Below are 24,756 nucleotides of genomic sequence, written 5' to 3'. Positions count from 1 at the left end.
CGGCCGGCGAGCGACCCGACGGCGGCCCGTCCACCCCGTGCGAGGATGTGCGCCGTGATCATCGTGACGACCAACGACGTGCCCGGCTACCGCATCGACGCGGTGCTCGGCGAGGTCATGGGCATGACCGTGCGCAGCGCCAACCTCGGGGCGAACTTCGTCGCGTCCTTCCGCTCGATCGGGGGCGGGGAAGTCAAGGAGTACACCCAGCTCGTCTACGAGTCGCGCCAGGAGGTCATGCACCGCATGGTGCAGGAGGCACAGCGCCGCGGGGCGAACGCGGTCGTCGGGATGCGCTTCGACACGGGCGAGATCGCGGCGTCGTTCTCGGAGGTGTGCGCGTACGGCACGGCCGTCGTGGTCAGCCCGATCCCGGCGGGCCACCCCGGCGCGACCGCGCAGTCGGCCCACCAGGCGCAGGGCGCTCCCGCGCCCCAGCAGCCCGGCGGGCACGGCTACCCGCAGGACGCCGCGCCGGACCAGCCCGCCTGGCGCTGACGCCCTCTGCGGCGCGCCGGACCCTCGCGGGACCGCAGGGCACCGGTGCTTGTCAGAACAGCGACATGATGATCGGGCCCTTGACCAGCAGGATCCAGGCGACGAGCGCGACGTAGCCGATCGCCAGGAACAGGTGCCGGTTGCCCACGAGGGTGCGGCGGACGCCGTCGCCCGCGGGCAGGTACCGCTCCTGGACGGCGTGGACCACCTGGTACCAGAACAGCGGGAGCATGGCGAACCACACGACCATGCAGTAGGGGCACATCGCCGAGATCTCGTACATCGTCGTCCAGATGAGGAAGACGATCAGGCCCATGCCGAGCGTCGTGCCACCGAGGAGCGCCAGCCAGTACCAGCGCGGGAGCCGCGCGCCCGCGAGCAGCACGACGCCCGTCGTGATGACCACCGGGAACGCCGCGATGCCCAGCAGCGGGTTCGGGAACCCGAGGAGCGCGCCCTGCCAGGAGTCCATCGCGTCCCCGCAGTCGAGCAACGCGTTGAGGCTGCACGACGGCACATGGTTCGGGTCCGCGAGCTTGAGGAACTTCTCGATCGCCAGCGCCGCCGAGCCGAAGAGACCGATCGCGCCGAGCACGACGAGCAGCCAGCCCATCGTGCGCGTGCTGATCGGACGAGGACCCGACGGCAGCGGCTCGTCGTCGTGGTCGGCGGACACGCTCGCACCGGCGGTGGCGCTCTTGCTCACGGGGACGCTCCTCGTGGGTCACCGGCTCGCGCCGGACGTGACGGCGCGCACGGCGGTGCGCGCACGGCACAACCTACCGCGCGTCGCTGGGTCCCGGCTGGGAGCACCCCGAAGCCACGCCACTCGTCAGTCGAGGGAGAACCGTGGTCCCGCGAGGTAGAGCCGTGGTTGCGCGAGGTAGAGCCGTGGTTCTTGTGCTCGACGGCGTGTGGTTGCCCTGGGTGGTCGGGGTGGGTGGTGGTGCCGCGTCTACCATCCGCCGCTCGTTCCTCGCGGCTCCCGCCAGGCCCGCCACGACGCGGCACCACCACCCACCCCGCCCGGCGTCGTCTCACCGCGGTCTCCACTCACCCGGGCGACTGCCGGCGGTGTCGGCTCCTCCACGCCTCGTGCGGGCCGCATGGTCGTGTCGCGGGCGGTCGTGGCACGCTCCTTGGTAGCAGGCGGGCCTTCGGGCGACCGGCCACTGCAGGCGCCCGGACCGCCGGCGGGCATGACCACGGTTCGACCTCCGCCGACCCGGGTTCTCTCTCGCGTGACCAGGGTCCTCTCTCTCGTGACCAGGGTTCTACCCCGGCCGACCAGGGTTCTACCTCGGCAGGGCGGGGGCGTCGGCAGGTGAGCGGGCGTCGTCGGGCACCGTGGCGACGACGCCGACGGGGCGGCGGCCGACGAGGAGGATGATCGCGAGGCCGGCGGCGGTGAGGACGACGCCGGTCCAGGCCGGGGCGAGGTAGCCCCAGCCGGCGGCGATGACGAGGCCGCCGAGGAACGCTCCGTTCGCGTTGCCGACGTTGAGCGCGGAATGGCACAGCGCCGCGCCGAGCGAGGGCGCGGCGGGCGACAGGTCCATGAGGCGCGTCTGGAGCGCGAGCCCGAGGACCTGGGAGGTCACCCCGAGCAGGAAGAGCGACAGCACGGCGGGCACGGGGTGGTGGCCCGTCAGGGCGAACAGCGCGAGCGTCGCGCCCGTGGAGACGAACCCGAGGTAGACGGTGCGCATGACGGAGCGGTCGGCGAGTCGCCCGCCGAGGATCGTCCCGACGGTCATGCCGACGCCGAAGATCGCGAGCACGAGCGGCACCGCGGCGGACGCGAGGCCGGTGACCCGCGTGATCGTCGGCTCGACGTAGGAGTAGACGGCGAACATCCCGCCGAACCCGACGGCCGCTCCGACGAACCCGAGCCACAGCGGCCCGTTGCGCAGCGCGCCGAGCTCGCGGCGGACGCTCGAGTCCTCGTTGCCGGCCCCGGCCGGGACGAGCCGCCACAGGGCGGCGAGCGTGACGAGCCCGAGCGCGCCCACCACGACGAACGCGGCGCGCCAGCCGAGCTGCTGCCCGGCGAAGGTCGAGAGCGGGACGCCGACGACGTTCGCGATGGTGAGCCCCGCCATCATCGTCGCGACGGCGCGGCCCCGGCGCCCAGGGCCGGCGACCGCCGCGCCGACCGCGGCCCCGACGCCGAAGAACGCGCCGTGCGGCAGCCCCGCGAGGAATCGCCCGGCGACGAGCGTCTCGATGCTCCCGGCGGTCGCGGAGAACAGGTTCCCGAGCGTGTAGAACGCCATGAGGGCGAGGAGGAGGGTCTTGCGCGGCAGGCGTGCGGCCACGACGGTGAGCAGCGGTGCCCCGACGACGACGCCCACGGCGTAGGCCGTGATGGCGTGGCCCGCCGTGGGGATGGAGACGTCGAGGTCCGTCGCGATGTCGGACAGCAGCCCCATGGTCGCGAACTCGGTCGTGCCGATCGTGAAGCCGCCCATCGCGAGCGCGAGGAGCGCGGGACCGGCCCCGCGGGGGCGTCCGTCGCTCGCAGGGGCTGCGTCCGCCGGGGGCGCGGGCGTGGCGGTGCTGTCGGTCATCGTGTCCTCAGGCGTCGGGCGTCGTGGGCAGTGCGGTGGTGGAGCCCTCGGACCGGAAGGGGTCGAATCGATTCGAGGGCTGTCGGCGACGTCGGCGACGAGAACAGGGGCAGGCGGCCAGTCTAGGCGGAGACGGGCTCCGCGCGCACGACCCACACGTGGTCCGCGGCACGTAGCCCGAGCTGTGCAGGGGGCGTCGGGCGCGCCGGCTCACCCCCGCCGGCCGCGGCACCGCGCGGCGGCGACCACACGACCGAGAGGATGCCGGCGTACTCGCGCCGCTCGCGCACCTCCACCCCGGTGTCCAGGCCGACCCCGATCTCGGCGAGGTAGCGCAGGACGTCCGGGTCGGCGTCGGAGATCCGCGCCACGGTCCCCCGGTCCCCCACGACCAGGTCCGCGAGCGGCACCGCGGGCGGGCGGACGACGGTCCCGTCGGCGCCCGGGATCGGGTCCCCGTGCGGGTCGCGCGTCGGGTGTCCGAGCCGCGCGTCGATCCGCTCCATGAGCAGGTCGGAGACGGCGTGCTCGAGCACCTCGGCCTCGTCGTGCACCTCGTCCCATCCGTACCCGAGCTCGGACACGAGGTAGGTCTCGAGGAGCCGGTGGCGTCGCACCATGGCGAGCGCGAGGCTGCGCCCGCGCTCGGTGAGCGTGATCGCCCCGTAGGGCGCGTGCTCGAGGAGACCCTGGGCGCTGAGGCGGCGCACGGTCTCCGAGACCGTGGAGGCACCGACGCCGATGCGCTCGGCGAGGAGCTTGGTCGTCACCTTCTCGTCCGCCCACTCCTGGGCAGCCCAGACGACCTTGAGGTAGTCCTGGGCGACGGGCGTCAGGTCGGTCGGGTGGTCCACCCGACCACCCTAGGTCACGGGGCCTGGCGCTACCCTCAGGGGCTCGCGGGTCGGACGAGCTGGAGCCGCACCTCGACCGTGCCCTCGTCGCGCACCTGGACCGGCGCACCGGGCGGCACGGCGATGCCGAAGTCGGAGAAGCGGACGCCGATCGCGCCGGTCGCGAGCACCCCGTCGCCGGACCGCTGCGCCTCCAGCGCGACCGTCACGGCCTGGGTCTCGTCGCGGATCGTCAGCGCGCCCGACGCCTCGAGGCTCACCGGTGCCGTCGTGGTCGCCAGCTCGCTCACGTCGAGCGGCGAGGTGAGCGAGAAGAGCGTGGTCGGGTAGAGGTCCGTCTCCAGGGCCTGCTGGAGCTGGCGGTCCGCCACGGAGGATCCCGTCCGGAGCGTCGTCGCCTCGGCCGTCACGGTCGCGGTCTGCAGCGACCCCGCCCGCACGCGGAACGTCCCGGTGACGTCCGAGGTCACGCCCAGGAGCACGGCCTCGTCGGCCGGGACGTCCAGGACGTCGGCGCGGAAGCCCGCCTCGGACCCCGGACCGACGACCCACTCGCCGTCGACGTCGAACGGCCCCGGCGCGGCGGGCGCTGCGGACGCCGTCTCCTCCCCCGGCGACTGCAGGCCCAGCGGCGGCGGCGTCCGGCCCTCCCGCACCTCCGAGTACACGAACGGCGCGAGGAGCACCACGACGAGCGCGAGGACCACCGACACGACGATCCAGCGCGTGGACCTGCTCATACGGCACATCCTGCCGTGTCCGACAGCGCGCGGCGAGGACCGACGCGCACGCGCTCAGCCCTCGGTGGCGGGCGCGTCGTCGGTCGGCTCGCCCGCGGGGACGTCGCCGCCCTCGACGCCCTCGTCGCCGCCGTCGTCACCCGCCGGCTCCTCGACCACCGGCACGCCCGACGGCGTGGGCCAGGCGATGCGCGGCCAGACCTTCGCCGACTCGTCGGTCCCGATCTGCACGAGCTGCCAGTCGACGATGCGGCGCCGCTCGGGGTCGAAGCGCAGCACCGTCATCTCGGCCGTGCCCTTGAGCGGACCGATGCGGAGCTGGTCCTTGACCGCCCCCGCGGTGCTGCCGCTCACGTACCGGACGCCGCCGCCCGTCCGCTCCGGCCCGGACCGGGTGTGCATGTGCCCCGAGATCTGGTTCGGGACGCAGCCGGAGTCGAGCGCCTCGTTCCCCATGCGGGGCGTGTGGATGAGGAGGAGGTCGATCCCGTCGCCGTCCTCCTGCTCGGCGCACGCGACCTCGGTGAGCCGGGCCGCGTACTCCTCGGGGGTCTCCTCCCGCGGCGGCTGGCTGCCCAGCCCGAGGCGCGTCTCGAGCGGGTCACGGTCGCCGAGGATGCGGATCCCCTCGACCTCGACGACCTTCCCGTCCAGCACGGTCTGGCCGTTGGCACGCTCCTGCGCCGAGGTCTCGACGCTGTCGTGGTTGCCGTCGGCGACGACCATCGTCGCGCCCTTCGGGACCGCGGACGCGAACGAGTCGACGCAGAACGACTCGACCGCCGTGCCGTTCATCGTCGTGTCCCCGGCGTTGAGCACGATCGACGCCCCGGAGCGCTCGGCCGCGGTCCGGACGAGCGGCGTCATCCCCGTGTTGCAGTGCAGGTCGCTCACGACCAGGAGCGTGACGAGGTCCTCCTCGGCCGCGGGCTCGGGGGCGGGCTCCTCCGCCGCCTCGGCGTCGGCCGACCGCTCGGCGCCGGAGACGTCCGCGCCCGCGTCCTCGTCACCGGTGCCCGACGGCGGGGCGTCGGCCGCACCGTCCCCGCCCTCGGAGGAGCCGGGTCCGTCAGGCGACGTCGCGTCGTCGGGCGAGGACTCGTCGTCGGACGTCGCGGTGGCCGCGGGCAGCGGCGCGGTCAGGCGCTGGATGCGGTCGCGCCGGTCCCACGCCGCGACGAGGTTGGCGTTCGCCCGCGCGTAGAAGTCCTCGTTCTCGCGGTAGAGGTCGATGAGCATCGCGCCGTAGGTGTCGACGACGCCCGCGAGCCGCCCCGTGATGCGCGCACCCTCGAGCGGGGTCCCGTCGAAGACGGCGGACGCGCGCTGGGACGAGCCGGTCGTCGTCCCGGGGTCGCTCGCGACGAGCGACGCACCGACGAGGGACACGAGGACGACGCCCGCGGTGATCTCGTACGTCCGCGGCGCGACGCGCTCGGTGAGCTCGCGGCGCCGCGGCGGACCGAGCAGGAGGTAGAGCCCGGCGCCGACCGCCGCGACGACGAGGATCGCGAACCCCGTCCGGCGCAGCGCGTCGACGACGAGGGCCCGCGCCACGGAGCCGATCGTCTCCTGCGGGCCGCCGAAGAAGCGCAGGTAGTCCTCGAGGTCCTGCGCGAGGCCCTCGAGCGTGTCCGCCTGCCCGACAGCGGTGAGGTCGGCGGGGATCTCCTCCACGGTGACGTCGGCGCCGAGGCCGAGCGGCAGCGGGGAGTCGATCTGGATCGTCCCGAGCGGGCCGAGGTCGACGGTGACGAGGCCGTTCGTCGTGACCTCGTAGAGCGCCTCGTGGGGGCCGAGGCTGCGCTCGGCGGTCGCGGTCGTCACCCCCCACACGACGCACGGCACGAGCGCGAGCAGGACGGCGAGGGTCCAGCGGACCCAGCGGGGCGGGGTGCGGTGCGGACGGCTCATCACCGCCCAGCCTCCCGGATCACGGCTCGCGCCGCCAACCGCGAGGGCCGCGCGCCCCGCCGCCCGGTGCGGCGGGGTGCGCGGGACGCCTCTCCGTCAGGCCTTCGCGTTCCGGAGCGTGACGAGCGCCACACCCGCGGCGACGAGCATGAGCACCACGCCGATGAGCGACGTGGTGCCCACGCCGCTGCCGAACGCGGCGTGCGCGGAGTCGAGCAGCGCCTGCGCCTGCGCCGCGGGCAGGGTGGACGCGACCTGGGTCGCGCCCCCGAGCGTCTCGGCCGCTGCGACGGCGTCGGCCGCGGGGACGCCCGCCGGCACGACGACGTTCGCGTGGTACGACGCCGTGAGGATGCTCCCGAGGACGGCCGTGCCGAGCACGGCCCCCACCTCGTAGGCGGTCTCGGAGATCGCGGACGCCGCGCCCGCCTTGGCGGCGGGGACGGACGACACGATGAGGTCGTTCGACACGGTCTCGGCCGCGCCGACGCCGAGCGACAGCACGACGAACGCCACCATGAGCAGGGCGAGCGTGCTCTGCCCCGCGCCCGCGGCGACGACCGCGTACCCCGTCGCGGAGAAGAGCAGCGCGACGGCGACGACGTGCGCCGGGCGCACGCGGCGCACGACCCGCACGACGCCGAGTCCCGCCACGATCATGACGAGCAGGCCGGGCAGGAGCGCGACGCCCGCCTGCATCGGCGTGAGCCCGAGCACGAGCTGCACGTCCTGCGACACGAAGAACAGGAACCCGACGAGCGAGAACACGGACAGCAGGTTGACGAGCACGGCGCCGCTGAACGCGCCGTGGGTGAAGAGCCGCACGTCGATCATCGGGTCGGGCCGGCGGAGCTGGCGGCGCACGAACAGCGCCCCGGCGACCAGCCCGACGACGACGCTCCCCACCGCGAGGGTGCTCACCCCGGACTTGGCGAGCATCTTGATGCCGTAGACGACGGGCGTCATGGTCGCCATGACGAGCACGATCGACAGCACGTCGACGCGCCCCGGTGCGGGGTCGCGCGACTCGGGCACGAAGAACGGCGCGAGCGCGAGCAGCAGCACGAGCACGGGGACGGCGAGGAGGAACACCGAGCCCCACCAGAAGTGCTCGAGCAGGAACCCTCCGACGATGGGCCCGAGGGCCGACCCGGCGGCGAACCCGGCCGCCCAGATGGCGATGGCGAGCCGACGCTCCTCGCGGTCGACGAAGACGTTGCGCAGGAGCGAGAGCGTCGACGGCATGAGCATCGCGCCGAAGAAGCCGAGCGCGGCGCGGGACGCGACGAGCGCGCCGGCGGTGGGCGCGTAGGCGGCGACGACCGACACGGCGGCGAACCCGACGGCACCGACGAGGAGCAGCCGACGGCGTCCGACGCGGTCGGCGAACGACCCCATCGGCACGAGCAGGCCGGCGAGCACGAGCGGGTAGATGTCGATGATCCACAGGAGCTGCGTCCCGCTGGGGCGCAGCGACTCGGAGATCTGGGGCAGCGCGAAGCTCAGCACGGTGTTGTCGATCGACACGAGCAGCACCGGGAGCATCAGCACGGCGAGCGCGAACCAGCGGCCGGCGGCGCCGCGCGCGGGCCCGCGCGTCGCGGGCGCGTGCTGGGCGGCCGGGGTGGCCGTCGGGGTCGTCGTCACGGGGGTCGTCACGGCGAGAGGTCCTTCCACGTTCTGCGGGCGGTCGGGGCGACGCGGTGGCGTCGAACTTCCAACCGTCCAGACGGTACAGTAACGATCTCGAGCCTCGCCGTCATCCCGAGCACGATGTGACGCTGCGCACCGCCGCCTCTCCCCTGTCGGCCGTCGCCTGCGGCACCACCCCCGGTCGGACGGCCAGCCACAGCACGCCCTCCCACTACCCTCGGAACCATGCCGCCGCCCCCCGCCGCCCGCGCCAAGGTCCTGCGCGCGTTCGCGTCCCTGCTCGTCGAGCAGGGCGAGCGCGCCGCCACGCTCGAGGCCGTCGCCGAGCGCGCCGGGGTGTCCAAGGGCGGGCTGCTCTACCACTTCGGCTCCAAGGACGCGCTCGCCGACGGCCTCACCGAGCACCTGCGCGAGCTCACCGCCGCCGACGTCGCGGCGATGCGCGCCGCACCCGCCGGCGCCGTCGACTACCTGATCCGCACCTCGACGCTCGTCGACACGGAGTTCGAGCTCGTCTACCTCGCCGTGTCCCGGCTCGCCCAGGGCTCGTACCCGCGCGCCCGCGCCGCGCTCGACGGCGCGCACGACGCCTGGACCCGTGCCGTCCTCGACGAGGTCGGCGACCCCGTCGTCGCGCGCGCGATCGTCCTGCTCAGCGACGGTCTCTACGCGCACGCCGCGCTCAGCAGCGACGTGCTCGGCCGCGTCAGCGGCGGAACGACCGGGACCGACGACGGCGACGGCGCCCCGGAGGAGGCGCTCACCTTCCGCGGGCCCCGACCCGGCGACGACGTCGACGACCTCCTCCGGCTCGTCGACGAGCTCGTCGCGCTGCGCCGCGCGTCGACAGCCTGACCCGGCACCGTCCTGGAACGCCGGGGGCCCGGTGGCACGTCTGTCGACGCACCACCGGGCCCCGGGTCCTGGGGTGCGGCTCGTGGCTACCCGCCGAGCCAGAACGGGACGGCACGCTCGCGCGTCACCGGCACGCCACCGACGTCGGCGGTGAAGGAGACGTCCACCTGGCCCTCGACCGGCTGCGTCGTCCGCACGGCGAACGCCTGGTACGCGCTCGAGCCCGCCTCGACGCGCGGGAAGTGCTTGCGGCCGAACGGCGTCACGACGCTCACGTCGGCGGTGCTGTCGCCCTCGTTGAGCACGCGCACCGCGAGGTAGAGCTTGCCCGTGAGCCAGCGCTGGCTCACGTCGACGGAGAAGCGCGGCCCGGGGTCGTCGGCGCAGGGGTCGGCCGTCGGCGCGTCCTCGACCGTCGACGTGTGGAACACCGTGTAGGCACCGCCGTCCGCCGCGACGGTCGCCGAGAGCCGGAGGTCGACGTCGTCCAACCGCCACGAGGGGTCGTACGTCGGCGAGACGGTCCCGTCGTCGTGGATGATGAAGCCCGGCCACGGGTGTCGTGTCGTCCACGGGTGCCCGAACCCGGCGTCGCCGTACACCACCTCATAGCCTCCGCCGGGCCCCTCCCACTCGATGTAGAAGGTCGAGTTGTCGTCGGTCGCGCCCGCCGGCGGCGTCACCGAGATGTCGACGTACGGCACCCCGGCGTCGCACGTCGGCACGACCGAGACGACCCCGAGCGCGCACTGCGGGCGGAGGGCCGACATCCAGTGGAGCAGCACCTGGTTCTCGCTGTAGAAGCTCCACTGGTCGAGCGCGAGGCTGTCGAACCGGTAGCCCGGCGCGGCCGTGGCGACGATGCCCTCGGCGGTCCGTTCGTACGTGACCTCGGCCGTGTCGTCCGGCAGCACGACGTCGTCCGGCGTCGCGCCGCAGTCCGTCGGCACCACGGGCATGACCGGCTCCACGAGCGTCGGCTCGACCCAGCAGGGCTCGGTCAGCCCCGACTCGGCGCGGTCCAGCGCGTCGTCCTCGGCGTCGAGCTCGACGACCCACTCCTGGGCGTGGGTCCCGTCGATGGTCCAGTCACCCGAGAAGTACCCGGTCTCGTCGATCGAACCGTCTGCGAGCGTCTCCCCGTCGAGCCGGACGGCGACGGCCGTCCCCGCCGGGTATCCCGCGACGTTCACCCACAGGGACTCGCAGTAGGCACCGACGTCGACGCGCAGGCTCGGGTCGAACCGGCACGGCTCCGTCGTCCCGGACCAGCTCCGATCGAGCGCGTCATCCGGCGCGTCGAGCGTGATCGACCAGTCGTGCGCGGTCCGCCAGTCCAGGGGCCAGCTGGTCCAGAAGGAGCCGGTGAAGGTCTCGTCACCGACCACGGCGCCGTCGACGGTCGCGACGATCCGCGAGCCCTCCGGGTAGGCGCTCACGTTGGCCGAGAGCTCGCCGCACGAGGCCCAGGCATCGGCCCACGTGTTCGGGTCGGTGTCGCACGGGGTCGTGGTTCCGCTGTCGGAGTAGTCGCCGTCCGTACCTTCCGGGGCGTCGACGTCGACGCTCCAGTCGTGCGGCACCGAGAAGTCGAGGTCGCGCCAGAAGGAGTAGGAGGTGTCGAACGTCGTGCTCTCGGCGGTCTCCCCGTCGAGGGTGACGGTGACGGAGGTTCCCTCGGGGTACTCCTCGAGGCTGACGTAGAGGGAGTTGCAGGACGGCTGCACGGAGGGGGTGGCGGCGGCTGCGGGGGTCGCGGTGGCGACGCCCAGCCCGCCGAGGGCCAGCACCGTCCCCACGGTGCCGGCAAGGAGCTTCTTCACTCGGTGTCGTGGTCCTTCACGAGAGGACGGCGCGGGCCGTCGGCGGAGATGTCGACGCATTCAACCAGACCTGGGGGCCGTCTGGACATCCCCGACGAACCACCTGTGGGCCGCGGGAAGGAAGGTCGGGGAAGTCAGCCCGCGTACGCCGCCCGCAGCGGACCGAGGTCGAGCCTGGTCTGCGTCATCATCACGTCGACGACGCGCTGGACGCGGGCGGCGTCCGGGTCCTGCAGCATCGCCAGGAACTCGACGGGGACCACCTGCCACGACAGCCCGAACCGGTCCTTGAGCCAGCCGCACCGCGACTCCTGGCCGCCGTCGGTGAGCGCGGCCCAGTACTCGTCGACCTCGTCCTGCGACTCGCACTCGACGACGAACGACACCGCCTCGGTGAACGGGAACTGCGGGCCGCCGTTGATGGCCGCGAACCGGTGCCCGGCGAGCTCGAAGTCGGCCGACACGGCCGTGCCGTCGGGCTGGCGGAACACGTCGCCGACCTTCGCGTCGGGGAAGACGCTCGCGTAGAAGGTGATGGCCTCCTCGAGGTTGCCGTCGAACCACAGGCTCGGCACGATCGCGCGCATCGTCGTCTCCGTTCGTCACAGGTCACGCAGGCGGCCGGGCGACCGTCCTCCCCGTTCCGACGCGTGCCGAGCCCCGAACTCATCGCACTCCGCAGCCCCGGCCGTGTCGGGGATCCCTACGCGGACGCCTTCTTGCGCGTCGTCTTGGCCGTCGACTTCTCCTTCGAGGACGACGAGCGGCTCGAGCCCTTCTTCGCGGCAGGCTTGGAGCCCTCGTCCTTGCTCCCCGTGCTCTTCGCCCGAGAGCCCGAGGAGCTCTTGCCCGACGACGACGCGGCCTTACGGCCCGAGCCGCCCTTCGCCGTCGACCCGCCGGACGACCCCGACCCGCTCGCGCGGCTGCTCTTCGACGACGCGACGGACTTGCGCAGGGCCTCCATGAGGTCGATGACCTCGGCGCCCTCGCCCTCCTCGGGCTGCTCGCCGAACGTCTCGGCGGTGTCGAGCGCGTCGCCCTGCTCGAGCTTGGCCTCGATGAGCTGGCGGAGCTGCGCCTGGTAGTCGTCCTCGTACTCCTCGGGCGTGAAGTCGGCCTCGAAGCTCGCGACGAGCTGCGCCGACATGGCGAGCTCCTTGTCGGTCACCTTCGCCTCGTCGTCGAGCGAGGGGAACGCGGCCTCGCGCACCTCGTCGGCCCAGAGCAGCGTCTGGAGGACGAGCACGTCGTCGCGCACGCGCATCGCGGCGAGCCGCGTGCGCTGGCGGAGCGCGAACTTCACGATCGCGGTGCGGTCGGTCTCCTCGAGCGTGCGCCGCATGAGCACGTACGCCTTGTTGGACTTGGAGTCGGGCTCCAGGTAGTAGCTGCGGTCGAGCAGCAGCGGGTCGATCTGCTCGCTCGGCACGAACTCGACGACCTCGATCTCCCGGCTGCGCTCGGCGGGGAGCGCCGCGAAGTCCTCGCTCGTGAGCACGACGGTGCGCTCGCCGTCGTCGTACGCCTTGTCGATGTGCTCGTAGGGCACGACCTCGCCGTCGATCTCGCACACGCGCCGGTAGCGGATGCGTCCGCCGTCCTTGTCGTGGACCTGGTGCAGCGGCACGTCGTGGTCCTCCGTCGCGGAGTACACCTTGACGGGCACGTTGACGAGACCGAACGTGATGGCGCCCTTCCAGATGGCCCTCATCCGTCCATGGTGGCGCCCCGCGCGCCCGTCCGCGAGGGGTGGCGGCGCTGGTCGCGTGCGGGCGACGCTCGCGGGCGGCCCGACGACGCCGCGCGTGTGGGTGGCCCGCGGCACCATGGTCGGGTGGCGGGGACGAGGTTCGAGTTCGAGGCAGAGCTGTGGCGGTGGGAGGCGCGCACCGACAGCTGGGTGTTCGCCGCGCTGCCGGAGGACGTGAGCGACGAGATCGCGGAGCTGCCGCTCCCGCCCGCAGGGTTCGGCTCCGTCAAGGTCGAGGTGACGCTCGGGGCGCAGCGCTGGTCGACGTCGGTGTTCCCCGACGCGCAGCGCAAGACGTTCGTCGTGCCCATCAAGGCCGCGGTCCGCCGCGCCGAGGGAGTCGACGTCGGCGACCGGGTGACGATCGGCGTCGAGACCCTGCTCTGACGGGCGTCAGCCGAGCAGGCCGACGTGCAGCGCGCGCAGGACGGCGCGCGTGCGGTCGCGCGTCCCCAGCTTGAGCAGCACGGTCGACACGTGGTTCTTCACGGTCCCCTCGGCCAGGAAGAGCGCGTGCGCGATCTCGCGGTTGGAGAATCCGGCCGCGACGAGGCGGAGCACCTCGAGCTCGCGGTCGGTCAGCTCCTGCACCGGGCCGGCGCCGTCGTCCAGGTCGTCGGCGGGGACGGTCCCGGCCCGCACCGCGCGGAGGAGGCGGTCGGTGATCGAGGGCTGCACGAGCGTTCCACCGGAGGCGAGCGTGCGGACGGCGCCCGTGAGCTGCTCGAGCGTCACGTCCTTGAGGAGGTAGCCGCGGGCCCCGGCACGCAGCGCCCGAAGGACGAGCGCGTCGTCGTCGAACGTCGTGAGCACGAGCACGGGGACCTCGTCGCCGGCCTCGCGCAGCGCCTCGAGCGCCCAGATCCCGTCGTGGCGCGGCATGCGCAGGTCGAGGAGGACGACGTCGGGCTCGTGCTCACGCACGGCGGCGAGCGCCGCCATGCCGTCCTCGGCCTCGGCGACGACCTCGACGTCGGGCGCGAGCTCGAGGAGGCTGCGGATCCCCTGCCGCACGAGGGTCTGGTCGTCGACGAGCAGGACGCGCACGGCGGCGTCGCTCATGCGTCCGCCACCGTCCGCCCTACCGGGGTGGTGCCGCGCGGGAGCGCTCGGGCGTCTCCCCCGACACGGCGGTGCTCGGCGAGGGTGGCACGGCGCTCGGGGGCGAGCTCGACCTCGACCCGGAACCCGCTCCGGCCGTCGAGGCGGACGGTCCCGCCGGCGGCCCGGACCCGCTCCTCGATCCCGCGCAGCCCGTTGCCCGGCTCCACGCGGGCGGCGCCCCGCCCGTCGTCCTGGGCGACGAGCCGCACCCGGCCCTCCTCGGCGGTGACGGTGACGTCGAGCACGGTCGCCTCGGCGTGCCGGATCGCGTTGGTCAGCGCCTCCTGGACCACGCGCACGAGCACGACCGTCTGCTCCTCGTCGACCGTGACGTCGTCCTCGACGGTCAGCCGCACACGCGGCACGCTCACGCGCTCGACGAGCGAGCCGAGCGACTCCTCCAGGCTCGGCGCGTGCCGCCGGAGCTCGCCGACGGTGGCACGCACGTCGCCGAGCAGCTCGCGGGCGACGTCCTTGGCCCGCACGACGTGCTCGCGGGCCCGCTCCCCGTCCTGGTGGCGCGCCGTCTCGAGCTCGAGCGCGAGCACGGTGAGCTGGTGGCCGAGCACGTCGTGCAGCTCGCGCGCGATCCGCAGGCGTTCCTCGGAGCGCGTCGACTCGTCCCGCAGCACGGCCGCGGCGCGCAGCTCCACGTGCGCGACGGCGAGCTGCTCGCGCATGCGCCGCTCGCGCTGGAGCGCGAGGGTCGAGCCGACGCTCGCGACCTGCAGCAGCAGGTAGATCGTCGCGGTGAGCAGGGCGTCGGTGACGGAGCCGCGCAGGCCGGAGGCGACCCCCACGACGACGACGTTCACGGCGACGACGACGGCCACGACAGGCACGGGGACGACGTACACGCTCAGCGCCGCGACGACGACGAGGAGGATCGGGAGCCAGCCCGCGCCGGGGGCCGTGAGCACGAGCGTCGCGACGAGCACCACCTGTGCGCCGAGCAGCGTGTGCGCGCGGGGCGTCGCGAACCCCGAGCCGAGGACGATCCCGACGGTGACCAGGACGAACGCCGCGAACACCGCGAGCCAGGCCACGACGGGGAGCGTCAGGGCATCGGGTGCGGCGATCGGGACGAGCACCCCGATGCCGAGGATGACGACGAGCATCGCGATGCCCGCCCACACCTCCGGGTCGGTCCGTCGCATCCCTCCACCCTACGGACCCGCCCGCCGGGCGGGACGTGCCGGAAGTCATGCGCGGAGTCGGTGACGACCGGCACGCGCGGCCGGTCCCCCGGGTTCCTAGCGTCGAAGGAGCACCCGGCCGGGACGTTCCCGACGGGCTGCGGCCACACTCCGGACGAGCAGGAGGACGACATGGACGCCGTCGACGCACGGAACCTCACGAAGCGCTACCGCCGCAAGGGCGGGACGACGACGGCGGTGGACGACGTCAGCCTCTCCGCCGTCGAGGGCGAGGTCCTGGGCATCCTCGGTCCGAACGGTGCGGGGAAGACGACCACCGTCGAGATGATCGCCGGGGTGCGCCGCCCCGACCACGGATCCGTGCGCGTGCTCGGCCTCGACCCGTTCACCGACCGTGCCGCGGTGCGCCAGGTGCTGGCGGTGCAGCTCCAGTCCGGGTTCCTGCACGGCGCGCTGACGGTGCGCGAGCTCGCGCACCTCTACCGCACGTTCTACGGCGCGGGCCGCGACCCCGACGAGCTGATCGCGACGCTGGGGCTCGAGGAGCAGCGCGCCGTGCGCTACGAGCGGCTCTCGGGGGGTCAGCAGCAGCGGGTCGCGATCGTCCTCGCGCTCGTCGGGGACCCGCGCGTCGTGATCCTCGACGAGCTCACCACCGGGCTCGACCCGCAGGCGCGCCGCCAGGTGTGGGGCGTCGTCGACGCTCTGCGCGACGGAGGCACGACCGTGCTCCTCGTCTCGCACCTCATGGAGGAGGTCGAGCGGCTGTGCGACCGCGTGACGCTCCTCGAGAGCGGTCGCGTCGTCGCGCACGACACCCCGGCCGGGCTGGTCGCGGGGGCCGGGCTCGACCAGCGCGTGCGCTTCCGCGTCGCGCAGCCGCTGCCGCCCGCGCTCCTGGACCGCGTCCCCGGCGTGGACGACGTGACCGTCCGCGGCGAGCAGGTCGTGGTGACCGGTCGGGGCGACCTGCTCCAGGAGGTGAGCACCGCGCTCGTGCGGGCCGGCGTCGTCGCGACGGAGACCCGGCTCGAGCGCGCGACGCTCGACGACGCGTTCCTCGCGCTGACGGGACGCTCGCTGACCGACGACCCGCCGGGCGATCCCCGGGCGACGACCGCCCCGACCGAGGAGGCCGCATGACCACCACCGTCCCCGCCGTCACGACGCCGTCCGGGCGGAGCGCCTCGGCCCGGCCCGGGCCGCGCGCGTGGGCCGCCCTGGTCGGGGCCGAGGCACGCATGGTCGCGCGCGACACCGCCGGGCTCGTCATGCCCTTCGGCATGCCGGTGCTGATCCTCGTCATGTACGGCGTCAGCGACGCCACGACGGTGGTCGTCCCGGGCTCGGCGGGCCGGACGGCGTTCGACGTCTTCGTGATCCCGGTCGTGCTCGCGATCGTCGTCGGCATCATCGGCGTCATCAACATGCCGAGCTTCCTCGCCTACTACCGGCGGTCCGGGGTCCTCAAGCGCCTGTCCGTCACGCCCGCGTCGCCCGCGATGGTGCTCGTCGCGCAGGTCGTGGTGAGCGTCCTCCAGACCGCGGGGGGCGTCGCGCTCGCGCTCGTCGTCGCGATCCAAGCGTTCGACGCGCGGCTCCCCGCGTCCCCGGGGGTCGCGCTCGGTGTGCTCGCCCTGGCGTCGGCGGCGATGTACGCGGTGGGGATGCTCGTGGCCGCCGTCGCGCCGACCCCGAACGCCGCGCTCGCGCTCGGCCTCGTCGCGTTCTTCGCGTTCGGAGCGACCGGCGGCATGTTCGGCACGGTGTCCAACCTTCCCGAGCCGATCGCACGCGTCGGGGAGCTGCTGCCGTTCGGCGCCGCCGTGCAGGCGCTCGGCGACGCGTGGGCGGGGCAGCCCGTGGAGGCGGTCCACCTCCTCGCGCTCGGCGGCGCGGTCGTCGTCGGAGCCGTCGGCGCGGCGCGCTGGTTCCGCTGGACCTGAGCCCTCCGGCGACGGCGGACGCCGCACGCCCACGGGTGGTCGGCGTCAGCCGTCGTGGCGGCGTTCGTGGAACGCCTCGTCGGCGACCTGCGCCGTCCGCATGAAGCTCTCCATCACCTCGCGCGGCGTGGCGAGCTCGTCGGTGTTCTCGACCGGCTCGGGCACGCCGTCGAGGCCGCGGACCTCGTCGTGGATCCGCTCCATCGTCGTGTCGAGGGTCGCGGCGACGTCGGCCGCGAGCTTGAGAGCGTCGGTGAGGTGCTGCGGCACGTCCCGCTGGTACTTGTAGTAGATCTTGTGCTCGAGGCTCGCCCAGAAGTCCATGGCGATCGTGCGGAGCTGGATCTCGACCACGACGTCCTCGACGCGGTCCGACAGGAACACCGGCACCTGGACGATGAGGTGCAGGCTCTTGTACCCGTTGCCCTTGGGGCGGGCGATGTAGTCGCGCTCCTCGAGCACCGTGAGGTCGCGCTGCCCGACGAGCAGGTCCCGCACGCGGTAGATGTCGGAGACGAACGCGCACGTCACGCGCACGCCCGCGACGTCGAACATGTTGTCCCGCACGCCCTCCGGGGTGAGGGGGATCCCCTTGCGCCGCGCCTTGGCGACGATCGAGTCGAACGACTTCAGGCGCGAGCCCAGATGCTCGATGGGGTTGTCCTCGTGCATGTGCCGGAACTCGTCGCGCAGGACCGTGATCTTGGTCATCACCTCGTCGATGCCGAACTTGTAGTTCATCATCAGGCGACGGAACTCGCGGACGCGGGGACCGAGCTCCGCAGGGAGCGGCACGTCGTCGGTCGTCAGGTGCGTCACGGTGGTCCTCTCGGTGCGGCCTCGTCCCGGCGGTCTCCCTGGATGGTCGGACCGCCTCCCCCAGTGTGCACGGTCGGGGACGCCGGGAAGTTCCCGCGACGGCCCGCGGACAGGGCCCTCGGTCCCTCGTCCGCTCCCGTCCCGCGGGCGGCGGCGCCCCGTGCACGCCACGATGGGCCCATGGCCACGACATCGAGCCGCGGCGCGGGCGAGACGGTGAACGTCGGTGGCCACCGCCTGCGGCTCACGAACCTCGACAAGGTCCTCTACCCCGCCACCGGCACGACGAAGGCGGACGTGCTCGCGTACCTCGCGGCGGTCGCCGACGTCATGCTCCCCCACTGCGCCAACCGGGCCGCGACGCGCAAACGCTGGCCGGACGGCGTCGACGGGCAGGTGTTCTTCCAGAAGAACGCCGGCCAGGGCGTGCCGTCGTGGGTGCGCACGCGCCGCATCCAGCACAAGAGCAGCGCGAACGACTACGTGCTCGTCAACGACCTGGCGACCCTCACGTGGCTCGGCCAGACGGCGTCGCTCGAGCTGCACGTGCCGCAGTGGCAGTTCGGCCGCACCGGCGTCCACCTCAACCCGGACCGGCTCGTCCTCGACCTCGACCCCGGGCCCGGGGCCGGGCTCGCCGAGTGCGCGGAGGTCGCGCGGCAGGCGCGGCAGATCCTCCAGGGCATGGGTCTCGACCCGCTGCCCGTGACGAGCGGGTCCAAGGGCATCCACCTGTACGCCGCGCTCGACGGCAAGCAGGACGCCACGGCCGTCTCCGCCGTCGCGCACGAGCTCGCGCGCTACCTCGAGGCCGAGCATCCCGACCTCGTCGTGAGCGACATGAAGAAGTCACTGCGCGGCGGCAAGGTGCTCGTCGACTGGAGCCAGAACAACGGCAACAAGACGACGATCGCGCCGTACTCCCTGCGTGGGCGCGAGCACCCGACCGTCGCCGCGCCGCGCACGTGGGAGGAGCTCGACGACCCGGACCTGCGCCACCTCGACGCCGACGAGGTCGTCGAGCGTGTGCGGACGATCGGCGACCCGCTCGCCGCGCTCACGCTGGGCCACCTCTCCGCGCTCGAGCCCACGCCCGAGCGCATGGCGACGTTCGACCGCAAGGGCGGCGCGACGTCGGGCAGCGACACCACGGACGGCGGCGCGGGCGACGACCGGCCCGACCGCCTGCACCGCTACCGCTCCATGCGCGACGCGCAGCGCACGCCCGAGCCCGTCCCGGACGAGGCCCCGCCGCCGAGCGCGGGCAACAGCTTCGTCATCCAGGAGCACCACGCCCGGCGCCTGCACTGGGACTTCCGGCTCGAGCACGACGGCGTCCTCGTGAGCTGGGCGCTGCCCCGCGGCGAGCCGACCGACCCCAAGAAGAACCACCTCGCCGTCCAGACCGAGGACCACCCGCTCGCGTACGGGTCGTTCGAGGGCACGATCCCGAAGGGCGAGTACGGCGCGGGCGAGGTGACCATCTGGGACGCCGGCACGTACGAGCTCGAGAAGTGGCGCGACGGCGAGGAGGTCATCGTCACGCTCCACGGCGAGCGGCACGGCACGCGCCGCCTCGCGCTCATCCACACGGGCGGCCGCGACGGCCGCGACGAGGACAACTGGCTCATCCACCTCATGGCGCCGCGTGGTGAGACGAAGAAGGCGGGTGGGTCGCTCGCGAGCGCCCCGGCCGCCACCCCACCCGACCACGAGCAGCGCTACGAGCACGACGAGCCGCCCCCCGCGCGGACGGACTGGCGGCCGATGCTCGCCTCGCCTGCATCGGCGGGCGACCTGCACGACGACGACGCGTGGGCGTTCGAGATGAAGTGGGACGGGTTCCGCGCGCTCGCGCACGTGTCGCAGGGCCAGGTGCGGCTCGTGAGCCGCTCGGGCAAGGACATGACGGTGACGTACCCGGAGCTCCAGGCGCTGGCCGAGCAGGTCCCGGCCGAGGCGCTGCCGGTCGTGCTGGACGGCGAGATCGTCGCGCTCGACGCGCGGGGGCGGCCGAGCTTCCGGCGCCTGCAGCAGCGCGCGAACATCGCCAAGCCGGGCGACGTCGCCGCGGCGCGCCGTCGCGTCACGGTCGACCTCATGGTGTTCGACCTCCTGGAGACCGCCGGCCGGTCGCTCGCCAAGCGCCCGTACGACGAGCGCCGCGCGGTGCTCGAGGACGTGCTCGGCGACGCCCGCGCGCCGGTCCACGTGCCGCCCGCGTTCGACGGCGACCTCGACGCGGCGATGGAGACGTCCAGGCGGCTCGGGCTGGAGGGCGTCGTCGCCAAGCGGCGCGACGGCACCTACTCGTCGGGCCGCCGCTCGGCGCTGTGGCTCAAGCTCAAGCACGCGCAGTCCCAGGAGGTCGTCGTCGTGGGGTGGCGGCCGGGGCACGGCGAGCGGACGCACCTCGTCGGGTCGCTCCTGCTCGCGGTGCCCGACGGCGACCGGCTGGTCTACGTGGGCCGCGTCGGGTCGGGCTTCACCGACGCGGAGCGGCGCGACCTCGTCGCCGAGCTCGGCCGGATCGAGCGCACCACGGCGCCCGCGACGGGCGTGCCCCGCGAGGACGCGCGCGACGCGCGGTGGGTGTCGCCGCGGCGGGTCGCCGAGGTCGTCTACGCCGAGTGGACGGGGCCCGGCGAGGGCGAGGGCGACGACATCCCGTTCGGCAAGCTGCGGCACCCCGTGTGGAAGGGGTGGCGGCGGGACAAGTCGCCGGCCGACGTCGTGCGCGAGGAGCCCGCGACCCTCGACCACTGACGGGCCGTTGACGTCGGCCCGGCCCGCGGGACCGTTTGCTGCGTCGAGGTTCCTCGGCTCCCCTCCGACGCTGGACGGTGACCATGACTTCGAGGACGGTCCGAACCTCGTCACGCTCGCGATGAACGGCTGGCCGCGCCCGAGTCGGCGTGGTGGCTCGACCCCGAGGCGCACCCCGACACGGCGGTCGTCGTGCTGGAGCCCCGGCCCGCAGAGGCGCCCACCCCGCAGGCCGACGCCCGGGAGCATTGGTATACCATTTCGCCATGGCTCCCGTCCCCCGTCCCGGTGGCGCCGCACCGACGAGCCGTCGCATGCGCCTCCCCCGGGGCGCCGTCGCGGCGTGGGCGACCACGGTCGTCGTCGCGGGTCTCGCCGCCTGCTCGCACGGCATCGCGAGCGACGCCACCTCGTCGGCTCCCCCGGCGACCCCGGACGTCGTGCGGCCCTCGCCCACGGAGCCCGCGTCGGCCCCGACCACCGAGCCGACGACCCCCGAGGAACCGGCCGAGGTGCCTGCGCGCTACCTGCTGGCCACCGAGGCCGAGTCCGACGGGCTCGCCGTCGTCGACCCGACGATCCGCGAGGGCAGCGCCGTCGTCGACCGCATCGAGGTCGGGGAAGCGCCGTGGGGCGTCGCCGTGCACGCCCCGACGATTCGCGCGTACGTCTCGACGGCGCAGGGGGTCGCGGTCGTCGACCTCGCGACGCGCGAGCGCGTCGACCTCGTCCCCTACCGGGACGCGCCGTCCCGGGTCGGGTACGGCGAGCACCGCCGCGGCGGAATGGGCATCGCCGTGTCGCCCGACGGGACGCGCGTCTACGTGGCGGTGCACCGCGGCGACTCGTCGACGCTCGAGACCCTCGACGTCGCGTCGCGCGAGGTGCTCGCGAGCACCCCTGTCGGCCTACGCCCTTTCGACGTGCTCGTCGCGGCCGACGGCAGCGAGGTCTACACCGTCGACCACGACGAGTTCTCCGTGCACGTCGTCGACACCACGACGTTCGAGGCGCGGCGCATCGAGGTCGCGCCGTTCGGCACCGAGGGCGGGCTCGCGTCGTTCGAGAAGCCGCACTACGCCGTCCTCGACGACGACGGCACGCTCCTGCTCCCTTACCAGGGCCGGGTGCTGGTCCGCCTCGACCCGGCCACCGGCACGACGACGAGCGTGCCCTCCACGGCGGACAGCCACCAGCACGGCGTCGCGCGCGCTCCCGACGGCCGCATCGTGGTCGTGGGCAACGGCCCGTTCGGCAACGCCGCGGGCGGACCGAACGTGGCGGTGCTCGACCCCGCGACCAGGGCCGAGCAGGTCGCGCCGCTCACGCGCCGGCACGAGACCGCGACCACGTGGACCGACCCCGCGACCGGAAGCCTGAACGCCGTGCTCGCCGGCGGGTACACGCAGGCCGAGGCGTGGGACGGCGCGACCGTCGTCGACCTCAGCACCCTCGCCACGTACGAGATCCAGATCCCCGGACGGCCCCAGGTCGTCGTCCCGCTCCCGGAAGGACCCGCCGCATGACCAGCCCGAACGCCCCCGAGACCGTCACGGTCCTGCGCGAAGTGCGCCCGTGGGGCGGCGAGCGCGTCGACCTGCACGTCGCCGACGGGCGCATCGTCGCGGTGACGCCGCACGACGCTGCCGCGCCCGCGCCGTCGGGTCCGGGGGTCGTGGACGGCCGCGGCCTGCTCGCGCTCCCGGGCCTCGTCAACGCCCACGCGCACGTCGACAAGAGCTGGTGGGGCCGGCCCTGGGTGAGCTACGGCGGCGAGGCGACGACGCAGGGACGCATCGCGCACGAGCGCGCGCACCGCGACGAGCTCGGCATCCCCGGCGTCGACGTCACGCTCGCCGTGCTGCGCGAGTTCGTCCGCCACGGCACGACGGCGATCCGCACCCACGTGGACGTCGACCTCGGCCTGGGACTGCGCGGCATCGAGGTCGTGCGCGAGGCGCTCGCCGCGCTCGGCGGCGCCGTGCACGCCGAGATCGTCGCGTTCCCGCAGGACGGCGTGCTGCGCCGGCCCGGCGTGCTCGACCTGCTCGACGCGGCCGCCGCCGCGGGTGCGGAGCACGTCGGCGGGCTCGACCCGGCGTCGATCGACCGTGACCCCGTCGGCCAGCTCGACGGGCTGTTCGCGATCGCCGAGCGGCGCGGCGTCGGGATCGACGTGCACCTCCACGACGGCGGGGACCTCGGCGCGTTCCAGGTCGAGCTCATGATCGACCGCACCCTGCGCGCGGGCCTCCAGGGGAAGGTCAACGTGGCGCACGGCTTCGCGGTCGGCGACGTCCCGTCTTCGCGCCAGGCGGACCTCGTCGCCGCCATGGGCGAGGCGGGCATCACCATGACGACCGTCGCACCGATCGGCGCCGCACCCCTCCCCGTGCACGCGCTGCGCGCGGCGGGCGTCGCCGTCGGGCTCGGCACGGACGGGATCCGCGACCTGTGGTCGCCCTACGGGACCGGCGACCTTCTCGCGCTCACGACCCAGCTCGCCCGCCTCTCCCGGTTCCGCCACGACGAGGAGCTCGTCACCGCGGCGCGCATCGCGTCGTCCGACGCCGCGCGCTTCGTCGGCCGCGACGTGCACGACCTCGTCGTGGGCGCGCCCGCGGACGTCGTGCTCGTCGACGCCGAGAACGTGCCCGACGCCGTCGTGCGCGCCCCGCGGCGCGCGCTCGTCGTGGCCGGCGGCCGGGTCGTGGCCCGCGACGGCGACGTGCTCGTCTGACGCCGCGGGCCCCGAGCCGTCAGGGACGCGGCGACCTCGCGTGCGTGAGCGCCCAGTCGAGCGCGTGGTCCGCGACGGCCTCCCACCCCGGGGCCGCGCACGTCCAGTGGTCGCGGCCGGCGAACTCGTAGTACTCGGTGAGCGCGGGCGAGCTCTCCCAGTGCTTGGCGTTCGAGCGGTTCACCGACGGCGGCATGATGTGGTCCTTCTCCCCCGCGATGAAGAGCAGGGGCGCCCGGTCCGCGGAGTAGTCGACCCACGTGTCCTGGTGGCCGGGCTTGAAGTTGGCGATGAGCCCGTACTCCCACACCCAGTGGCCGGGCGCGGGGATCGCGTACCGCTCCCACACCGCGCGCGACTCCTCCTCGGTGAGCGTGTTCGTGAACGCGTAGTGGAACTCCTCGGGCGTGAAGCCGACGGCGCGCCGACGGTTCGCGGGGTTGCGCAGCGCCGGGAACAGCGAGCGCGCCTGGGAGACCGGGTTGACGCGGACGCCCTCGGTGGGCGCCGAGTCCACGACGACGCCCGCGGCACCGAGTCCCCGTGCGAGCAGGAGCTGGGTGAGGGTGCCCCCGAACGAGTGGCCCATGATGATGGGCGGTGCGTCGAGCGCCCCGATCATGGACGCGAGGTGGTCGACCGTCTCGGGGACGGTGAGGTTCGCGATGAGCTCCGGGTTCTCCCGGAGTCCCTCCACCTCGATCTCGAAGCCGGGGTAGCCGGGGGTCAGGACGGTGAGTCCTTTCTGCTCGAAGTGCGCGACCCAGCCCTCCCAGCTCCGGGGGGTCATCCAGAGCCCGTGCACGAGCACGACGGTGTCGGGGCGGGGGCCGGGAGGCTCCCCGACGGGCGCCTCGCCGGGGGTCTTGGTGCGGTCGGTGTCGGTCATGGCCGGTTCCTCTCGGGCTCGGTGGCGCTCACGGAGAGCGAGGACGCCACGTCGCGTCCCCCGGCCGGCACCCCGCCGACCTGTCCTTCGAAGAACTGTGCGCGGAGCCCTGCGTCGGACGCTACCGCTCCCCGGGGCAGAGCGACAGACCTTCGGGCACGCCTCGCCGATGAGTTCTCCGGCGCCGGCACGTCTACCCCCGCGACACCCCACCTCGGGCCCGGCGCCCGCGACACCGGAGGACCAGCATGAGCACGCAGATCTTCGTCAACCTGCCCGTCAAGGACCTCGACGCCGCCAAGGCGTTCTACACCGCGCTCGGGTACACGGTGAACGAGCAGTTCACGGACGAGAACGCGTCCTCGATCGTCATCAGCGACACGATCTACGTCATGCTCCTCACGGAGGAGTTCGCGAAGCAGTTCACCAACAAGGCGGTCGCGGACGCGACCGCGACGACCGAGGTCATCAACGCGCTGAGCGTCGAGACGCGCCAGGAGGTCGACCGCCTCGCCGACGCGGCGTTCGCCGCGGGCGCCACCGCGGTCAAGGACCCGCAGGAGGAGGGCGGCTTCATGTACTCGCGGAGCTTCGCCGACCTCGACGGCCACCAGTGGGAGGTCCTCTTCATGGACCCGACGGCGTTCGAGGGCTGACGCACCGCGGGAATCGGTC

The 24,756-nt window shown here is 73.8% G+C and carries 22 protein-coding genes; 9 read left to right on the top strand and 13 right to left on the bottom strand.

Going from position 1 to position 24,756, the window contains the following annotated elements; all coding sequences use genetic code 11:
• Nucleotides 1–54: 54 nt before the first annotated feature.
• Nucleotides 55–498: a YbjQ family protein gene (locus JN535_RS14110; protein WP_205206169.1), complete on the top strand. Its 444-nt coding sequence runs from the start codon at nt 55–57 to the stop codon at nt 496–498.
• A 52-nt stretch (nt 499–550) separates the two neighbouring features.
• Here the strand turns inward: JN535_RS14110 and JN535_RS14105 are convergent, their stop codons facing one another.
• The 6 genes from JN535_RS14105 to JN535_RS14080 form a co-directional block, all read right to left on the bottom strand.
• Nucleotides 551–1,204, bottom strand: coding sequence for a vitamin K epoxide reductase family protein (locus tag JN535_RS14105; protein ID WP_307868731.1), 654 nt, complete (start codon nt 1,202–1,204; stop codon nt 551–553).
• A gap of 589 nt (nt 1,205–1,793) precedes the next feature.
• On the bottom strand, nt 1,794–3,068 hold the full coding sequence (locus JN535_RS14100; RefSeq protein ID WP_205206168.1) for an MFS transporter: 1,275 nt from the start codon (nt 3,066–3,068) through the stop codon (nt 1,794–1,796).
• A 122-nt stretch (nt 3,069–3,190) separates the two neighbouring features.
• Nucleotides 3,191–3,922, bottom strand: coding sequence for a metal-dependent transcriptional regulator (locus JN535_RS14095; RefSeq protein WP_307868727.1), 732 nt, complete (start codon nt 3,920–3,922; stop codon nt 3,191–3,193).
• A gap of 35 nt (nt 3,923–3,957) precedes the next feature.
• Entirely contained in the window at nt 3,958–4,662 is a 705-nt protein-coding gene (locus JN535_RS14090) for a YceI family protein (RefSeq protein WP_205206167.1), read from the bottom strand.
• A gap of 54 nt (nt 4,663–4,716) precedes the next feature.
• The gene (locus JN535_RS14085) at nt 4,717–6,576 is read right to left on the bottom strand and encodes a metallophosphoesterase family protein (protein ID WP_205206166.1); all 1,860 of its coding nucleotides are present in this window, start codon (nt 6,574–6,576) and stop codon (nt 4,717–4,719) included.
• A 96-nt stretch (nt 6,577–6,672) separates the two neighbouring features.
• A complete protein-coding gene (locus JN535_RS14080) occupies nt 6,673–8,235 on the bottom strand; it encodes an MFS transporter (protein WP_307868724.1) in 1,563 nt (520 codons plus the stop codon).
• Between the two features lie 219 nt (nt 8,236–8,454).
• Between JN535_RS14080 and JN535_RS14075 the strand changes: the two genes are divergently transcribed.
• Complete coding sequence (locus tag JN535_RS14075; protein WP_240201151.1) at nt 8,455–9,084, top strand: TetR/AcrR family transcriptional regulator; 630 nt, start codon at nt 8,455–8,457, stop codon at nt 9,082–9,084.
• 86 nt (nt 9,085–9,170) lie between these two features.
• On the opposite strand, the gene JN535_RS14070 is transcribed toward JN535_RS14075, so the two are convergent.
• From JN535_RS14070 to ku, 3 genes are all read right to left on the bottom strand, one after another.
• Complete coding sequence (locus JN535_RS14070; protein WP_205206165.1) at nt 9,171–10,907, bottom strand: hypothetical protein; 1,737 nt, start codon at nt 10,905–10,907, stop codon at nt 9,171–9,173.
• 134 nt (nt 10,908–11,041) lie between these two features.
• The gene (locus JN535_RS14065; RefSeq protein WP_205206164.1) at nt 11,042–11,494 is read right to left on the bottom strand and encodes a VOC family protein; all 453 of its coding nucleotides are present in this window, start codon (nt 11,492–11,494) and stop codon (nt 11,042–11,044) included.
• Between the two features lie 116 nt (nt 11,495–11,610).
• Nucleotides 11,611–12,621, bottom strand: a complete 1,011-nt coding sequence (ku, locus tag JN535_RS14060; protein ID WP_205206163.1) for a non-homologous end joining protein Ku — start codon at nt 12,619–12,621, stop codon at nt 11,611–11,613.
• A gap of 123 nt (nt 12,622–12,744) precedes the next feature.
• On the opposite strand from ku, the gene JN535_RS20880 reads away from it, so the two are divergent.
• Entirely contained in the window at nt 12,745–13,047 is a 303-nt protein-coding gene (locus JN535_RS20880) for a DUF1905 domain-containing protein (RefSeq protein ID WP_047233722.1), read from the top strand.
• A 6-nt stretch (nt 13,048–13,053) separates the two neighbouring features.
• Here JN535_RS20880 and JN535_RS14050 read toward each other — a convergent pair whose 3' ends face one another.
• Entirely contained in the window at nt 13,054–13,722 is a 669-nt protein-coding gene (locus JN535_RS14050; RefSeq protein WP_205206161.1) for a response regulator, read from the bottom strand.
• Nucleotides 13,719–14,921, bottom strand: coding sequence for a sensor histidine kinase (locus tag JN535_RS14045; RefSeq protein WP_205206160.1), 1,203 nt, complete (start codon nt 14,919–14,921; stop codon nt 13,719–13,721). Before JN535_RS14045 ends, JN535_RS14050 begins: the two co-directional genes overlap by 4 nt.
• Nucleotides 14,922–15,092: 171 nt before the next feature.
• Between JN535_RS14045 and JN535_RS14040 the strand changes: the two genes are divergently transcribed.
• Both JN535_RS14040 and JN535_RS14035 read left to right on the top strand, forming a co-directional pair.
• The gene (locus tag JN535_RS14040) at nt 15,093–16,064 is read left to right on the top strand and encodes an ABC transporter ATP-binding protein (protein WP_205206159.1); all 972 of its coding nucleotides are present in this window, start codon (nt 15,093–15,095) and stop codon (nt 16,062–16,064) included.
• Nucleotides 16,061–16,867 carry an ABC transporter permease gene (locus JN535_RS14035; RefSeq protein WP_205206158.1) on the top strand — a complete coding sequence of 269 codons (807 nt, stop codon included), beginning with the start codon at nt 16,061–16,063 and terminating at the stop codon, nt 16,865–16,867. The genes JN535_RS14040 and JN535_RS14035 overlap by 4 nt, the downstream gene beginning before the upstream one ends.
• Nucleotides 16,868–16,912: 45 nt before the next feature.
• Here JN535_RS14035 and JN535_RS14030 read toward each other — a convergent pair whose 3' ends face one another.
• Nucleotides 16,913–17,611, bottom strand: coding sequence for a GTP pyrophosphokinase (locus JN535_RS14030; protein WP_205206245.1), 699 nt, complete (start codon nt 17,609–17,611; stop codon nt 16,913–16,915).
• A 255-nt stretch (nt 17,612–17,866) separates the two neighbouring features.
• On the opposite strand from JN535_RS14030, the gene JN535_RS14025 reads away from it, so the two are divergent.
• From JN535_RS14025 to JN535_RS14015, 3 genes are all read left to right on the top strand, one after another.
• On the top strand, nt 17,867–20,452 hold the full coding sequence (locus JN535_RS14025) for an ATP-dependent DNA ligase (protein ID WP_205206157.1): 2,586 nt from the start codon (nt 17,867–17,869) through the stop codon (nt 20,450–20,452).
• Between the two features lie 266 nt (nt 20,453–20,718).
• Nucleotides 20,719–21,978 carry a YncE family protein gene (locus tag JN535_RS14020; RefSeq protein ID WP_205206156.1) on the top strand — a complete coding sequence of 420 codons (1,260 nt, stop codon included), beginning with the start codon at nt 20,719–20,721 and terminating at the stop codon, nt 21,976–21,978.
• Entirely contained in the window at nt 21,975–23,192 is a 1,218-nt protein-coding gene (locus JN535_RS14015; protein WP_205206155.1) for an amidohydrolase, read from the top strand. The genes JN535_RS14020 and JN535_RS14015 overlap by 4 nt, the downstream gene beginning before the upstream one ends.
• 19 nt (nt 23,193–23,211) lie before the next feature.
• Here the strand turns inward: JN535_RS14015 and JN535_RS14010 are convergent, their stop codons facing one another.
• Nucleotides 23,212–24,081, bottom strand: a complete 870-nt coding sequence (locus JN535_RS14010; RefSeq protein WP_205206154.1) for an alpha/beta hydrolase — start codon at nt 24,079–24,081, stop codon at nt 23,212–23,214.
• A 248-nt stretch (nt 24,082–24,329) separates the two neighbouring features.
• On the opposite strand from JN535_RS14010, the gene JN535_RS14005 reads away from it, so the two are divergent.
• Nucleotides 24,330–24,737 (top strand): VOC family protein, encoded by a 408-nt coding sequence (locus tag JN535_RS14005; protein ID WP_205206153.1) that lies wholly within the window; start codon nt 24,330–24,332, stop codon nt 24,735–24,737.
• Nucleotides 24,738–24,756 lie beyond the last annotated feature (19 nt).

Origin of the sequence: Cellulosimicrobium cellulans, assembly GCF_016921195.1 — a bacterium.
Lineage (GTDB): Bacteria > Actinomycetota > Actinomycetes > Actinomycetales > Cellulomonadaceae > Cellulosimicrobium > Cellulosimicrobium cellulans_F.
This window is presented reverse-complemented; position numbering and strand designations above follow the sequence as displayed.

What these genes read in the sequence shown, in the direction of transcription:
- JN535_RS14085 (WP_205206166.1), bottom strand. Translation starts at nt 6,576, where the DNA reads ATGAGCCGTCCGCACCGCACCCCGCCCCGCTGGGTCCGCTGGACCCTC.
- JN535_RS14015 (WP_205206155.1), top strand. Translation starts at nt 21,975, where the DNA reads ATGACCAGCCCGAACGCCCCCGAGACCGTCACGGTCCTGCGCGAAGTG.
- JN535_RS14100 (WP_205206168.1), bottom strand. Translation starts at nt 3,068, where the DNA reads ATGACCGACAGCACCGCCACGCCCGCGCCCCCGGCGGACGCAGCCCCT.
- JN535_RS14035 (WP_205206158.1), top strand. Translation starts at nt 16,061, where the DNA reads ATGACCACCACCGTCCCCGCCGTCACGACGCCGTCCGGGCGGAGCGCC.
- JN535_RS14020 (WP_205206156.1), top strand. Translation starts at nt 20,719, where the DNA reads ATGGCTCCCGTCCCCCGTCCCGGTGGCGCCGCACCGACGAGCCGTCGC.
- JN535_RS14030 (WP_205206245.1), bottom strand. Translation starts at nt 17,611, where the DNA reads ATGATGAACTACAAGTTCGGCATCGACGAGGTGATGACCAAGATCACG.
- ku (WP_205206163.1), bottom strand. Translation starts at nt 12,621, where the DNA reads ATGAGGGCCATCTGGAAGGGCGCCATCACGTTCGGTCTCGTCAACGTG.
- JN535_RS14040 (WP_205206159.1), top strand. Translation starts at nt 15,093, where the DNA reads ATGGACGCCGTCGACGCACGGAACCTCACGAAGCGCTACCGCCGCAAG.
- JN535_RS14065 (WP_205206164.1), bottom strand. Translation starts at nt 11,494, where the DNA reads ATGCGCGCGATCGTGCCGAGCCTGTGGTTCGACGGCAACCTCGAGGAG.
- JN535_RS14075 (WP_240201151.1), top strand. Translation starts at nt 8,455, where the DNA reads ATGCCGCCGCCCCCCGCCGCCCGCGCCAAGGTCCTGCGCGCGTTCGCG.
- JN535_RS14045 (WP_205206160.1), bottom strand. Translation starts at nt 14,921, where the DNA reads ATGCGACGGACCGACCCGGAGGTGTGGGCGGGCATCGCGATGCTCGTC.
- JN535_RS14090 (WP_205206167.1), bottom strand. Translation starts at nt 4,662, where the DNA reads ATGAGCAGGTCCACGCGCTGGATCGTCGTGTCGGTGGTCCTCGCGCTC.
- JN535_RS14025 (WP_205206157.1), top strand. Translation starts at nt 17,867, where the DNA reads ATGGCCACGACATCGAGCCGCGGCGCGGGCGAGACGGTGAACGTCGGT.
- JN535_RS14010 (WP_205206154.1), bottom strand. Translation starts at nt 24,081, where the DNA reads ATGACCGACACCGACCGCACCAAGACCCCCGGCGAGGCGCCCGTCGGG.
- JN535_RS14005 (WP_205206153.1), top strand. Translation starts at nt 24,330, where the DNA reads ATGAGCACGCAGATCTTCGTCAACCTGCCCGTCAAGGACCTCGACGCC.
- JN535_RS14050 (WP_205206161.1), bottom strand. Translation starts at nt 13,722, where the DNA reads ATGAGCGACGCCGCCGTGCGCGTCCTGCTCGTCGACGACCAGACCCTC.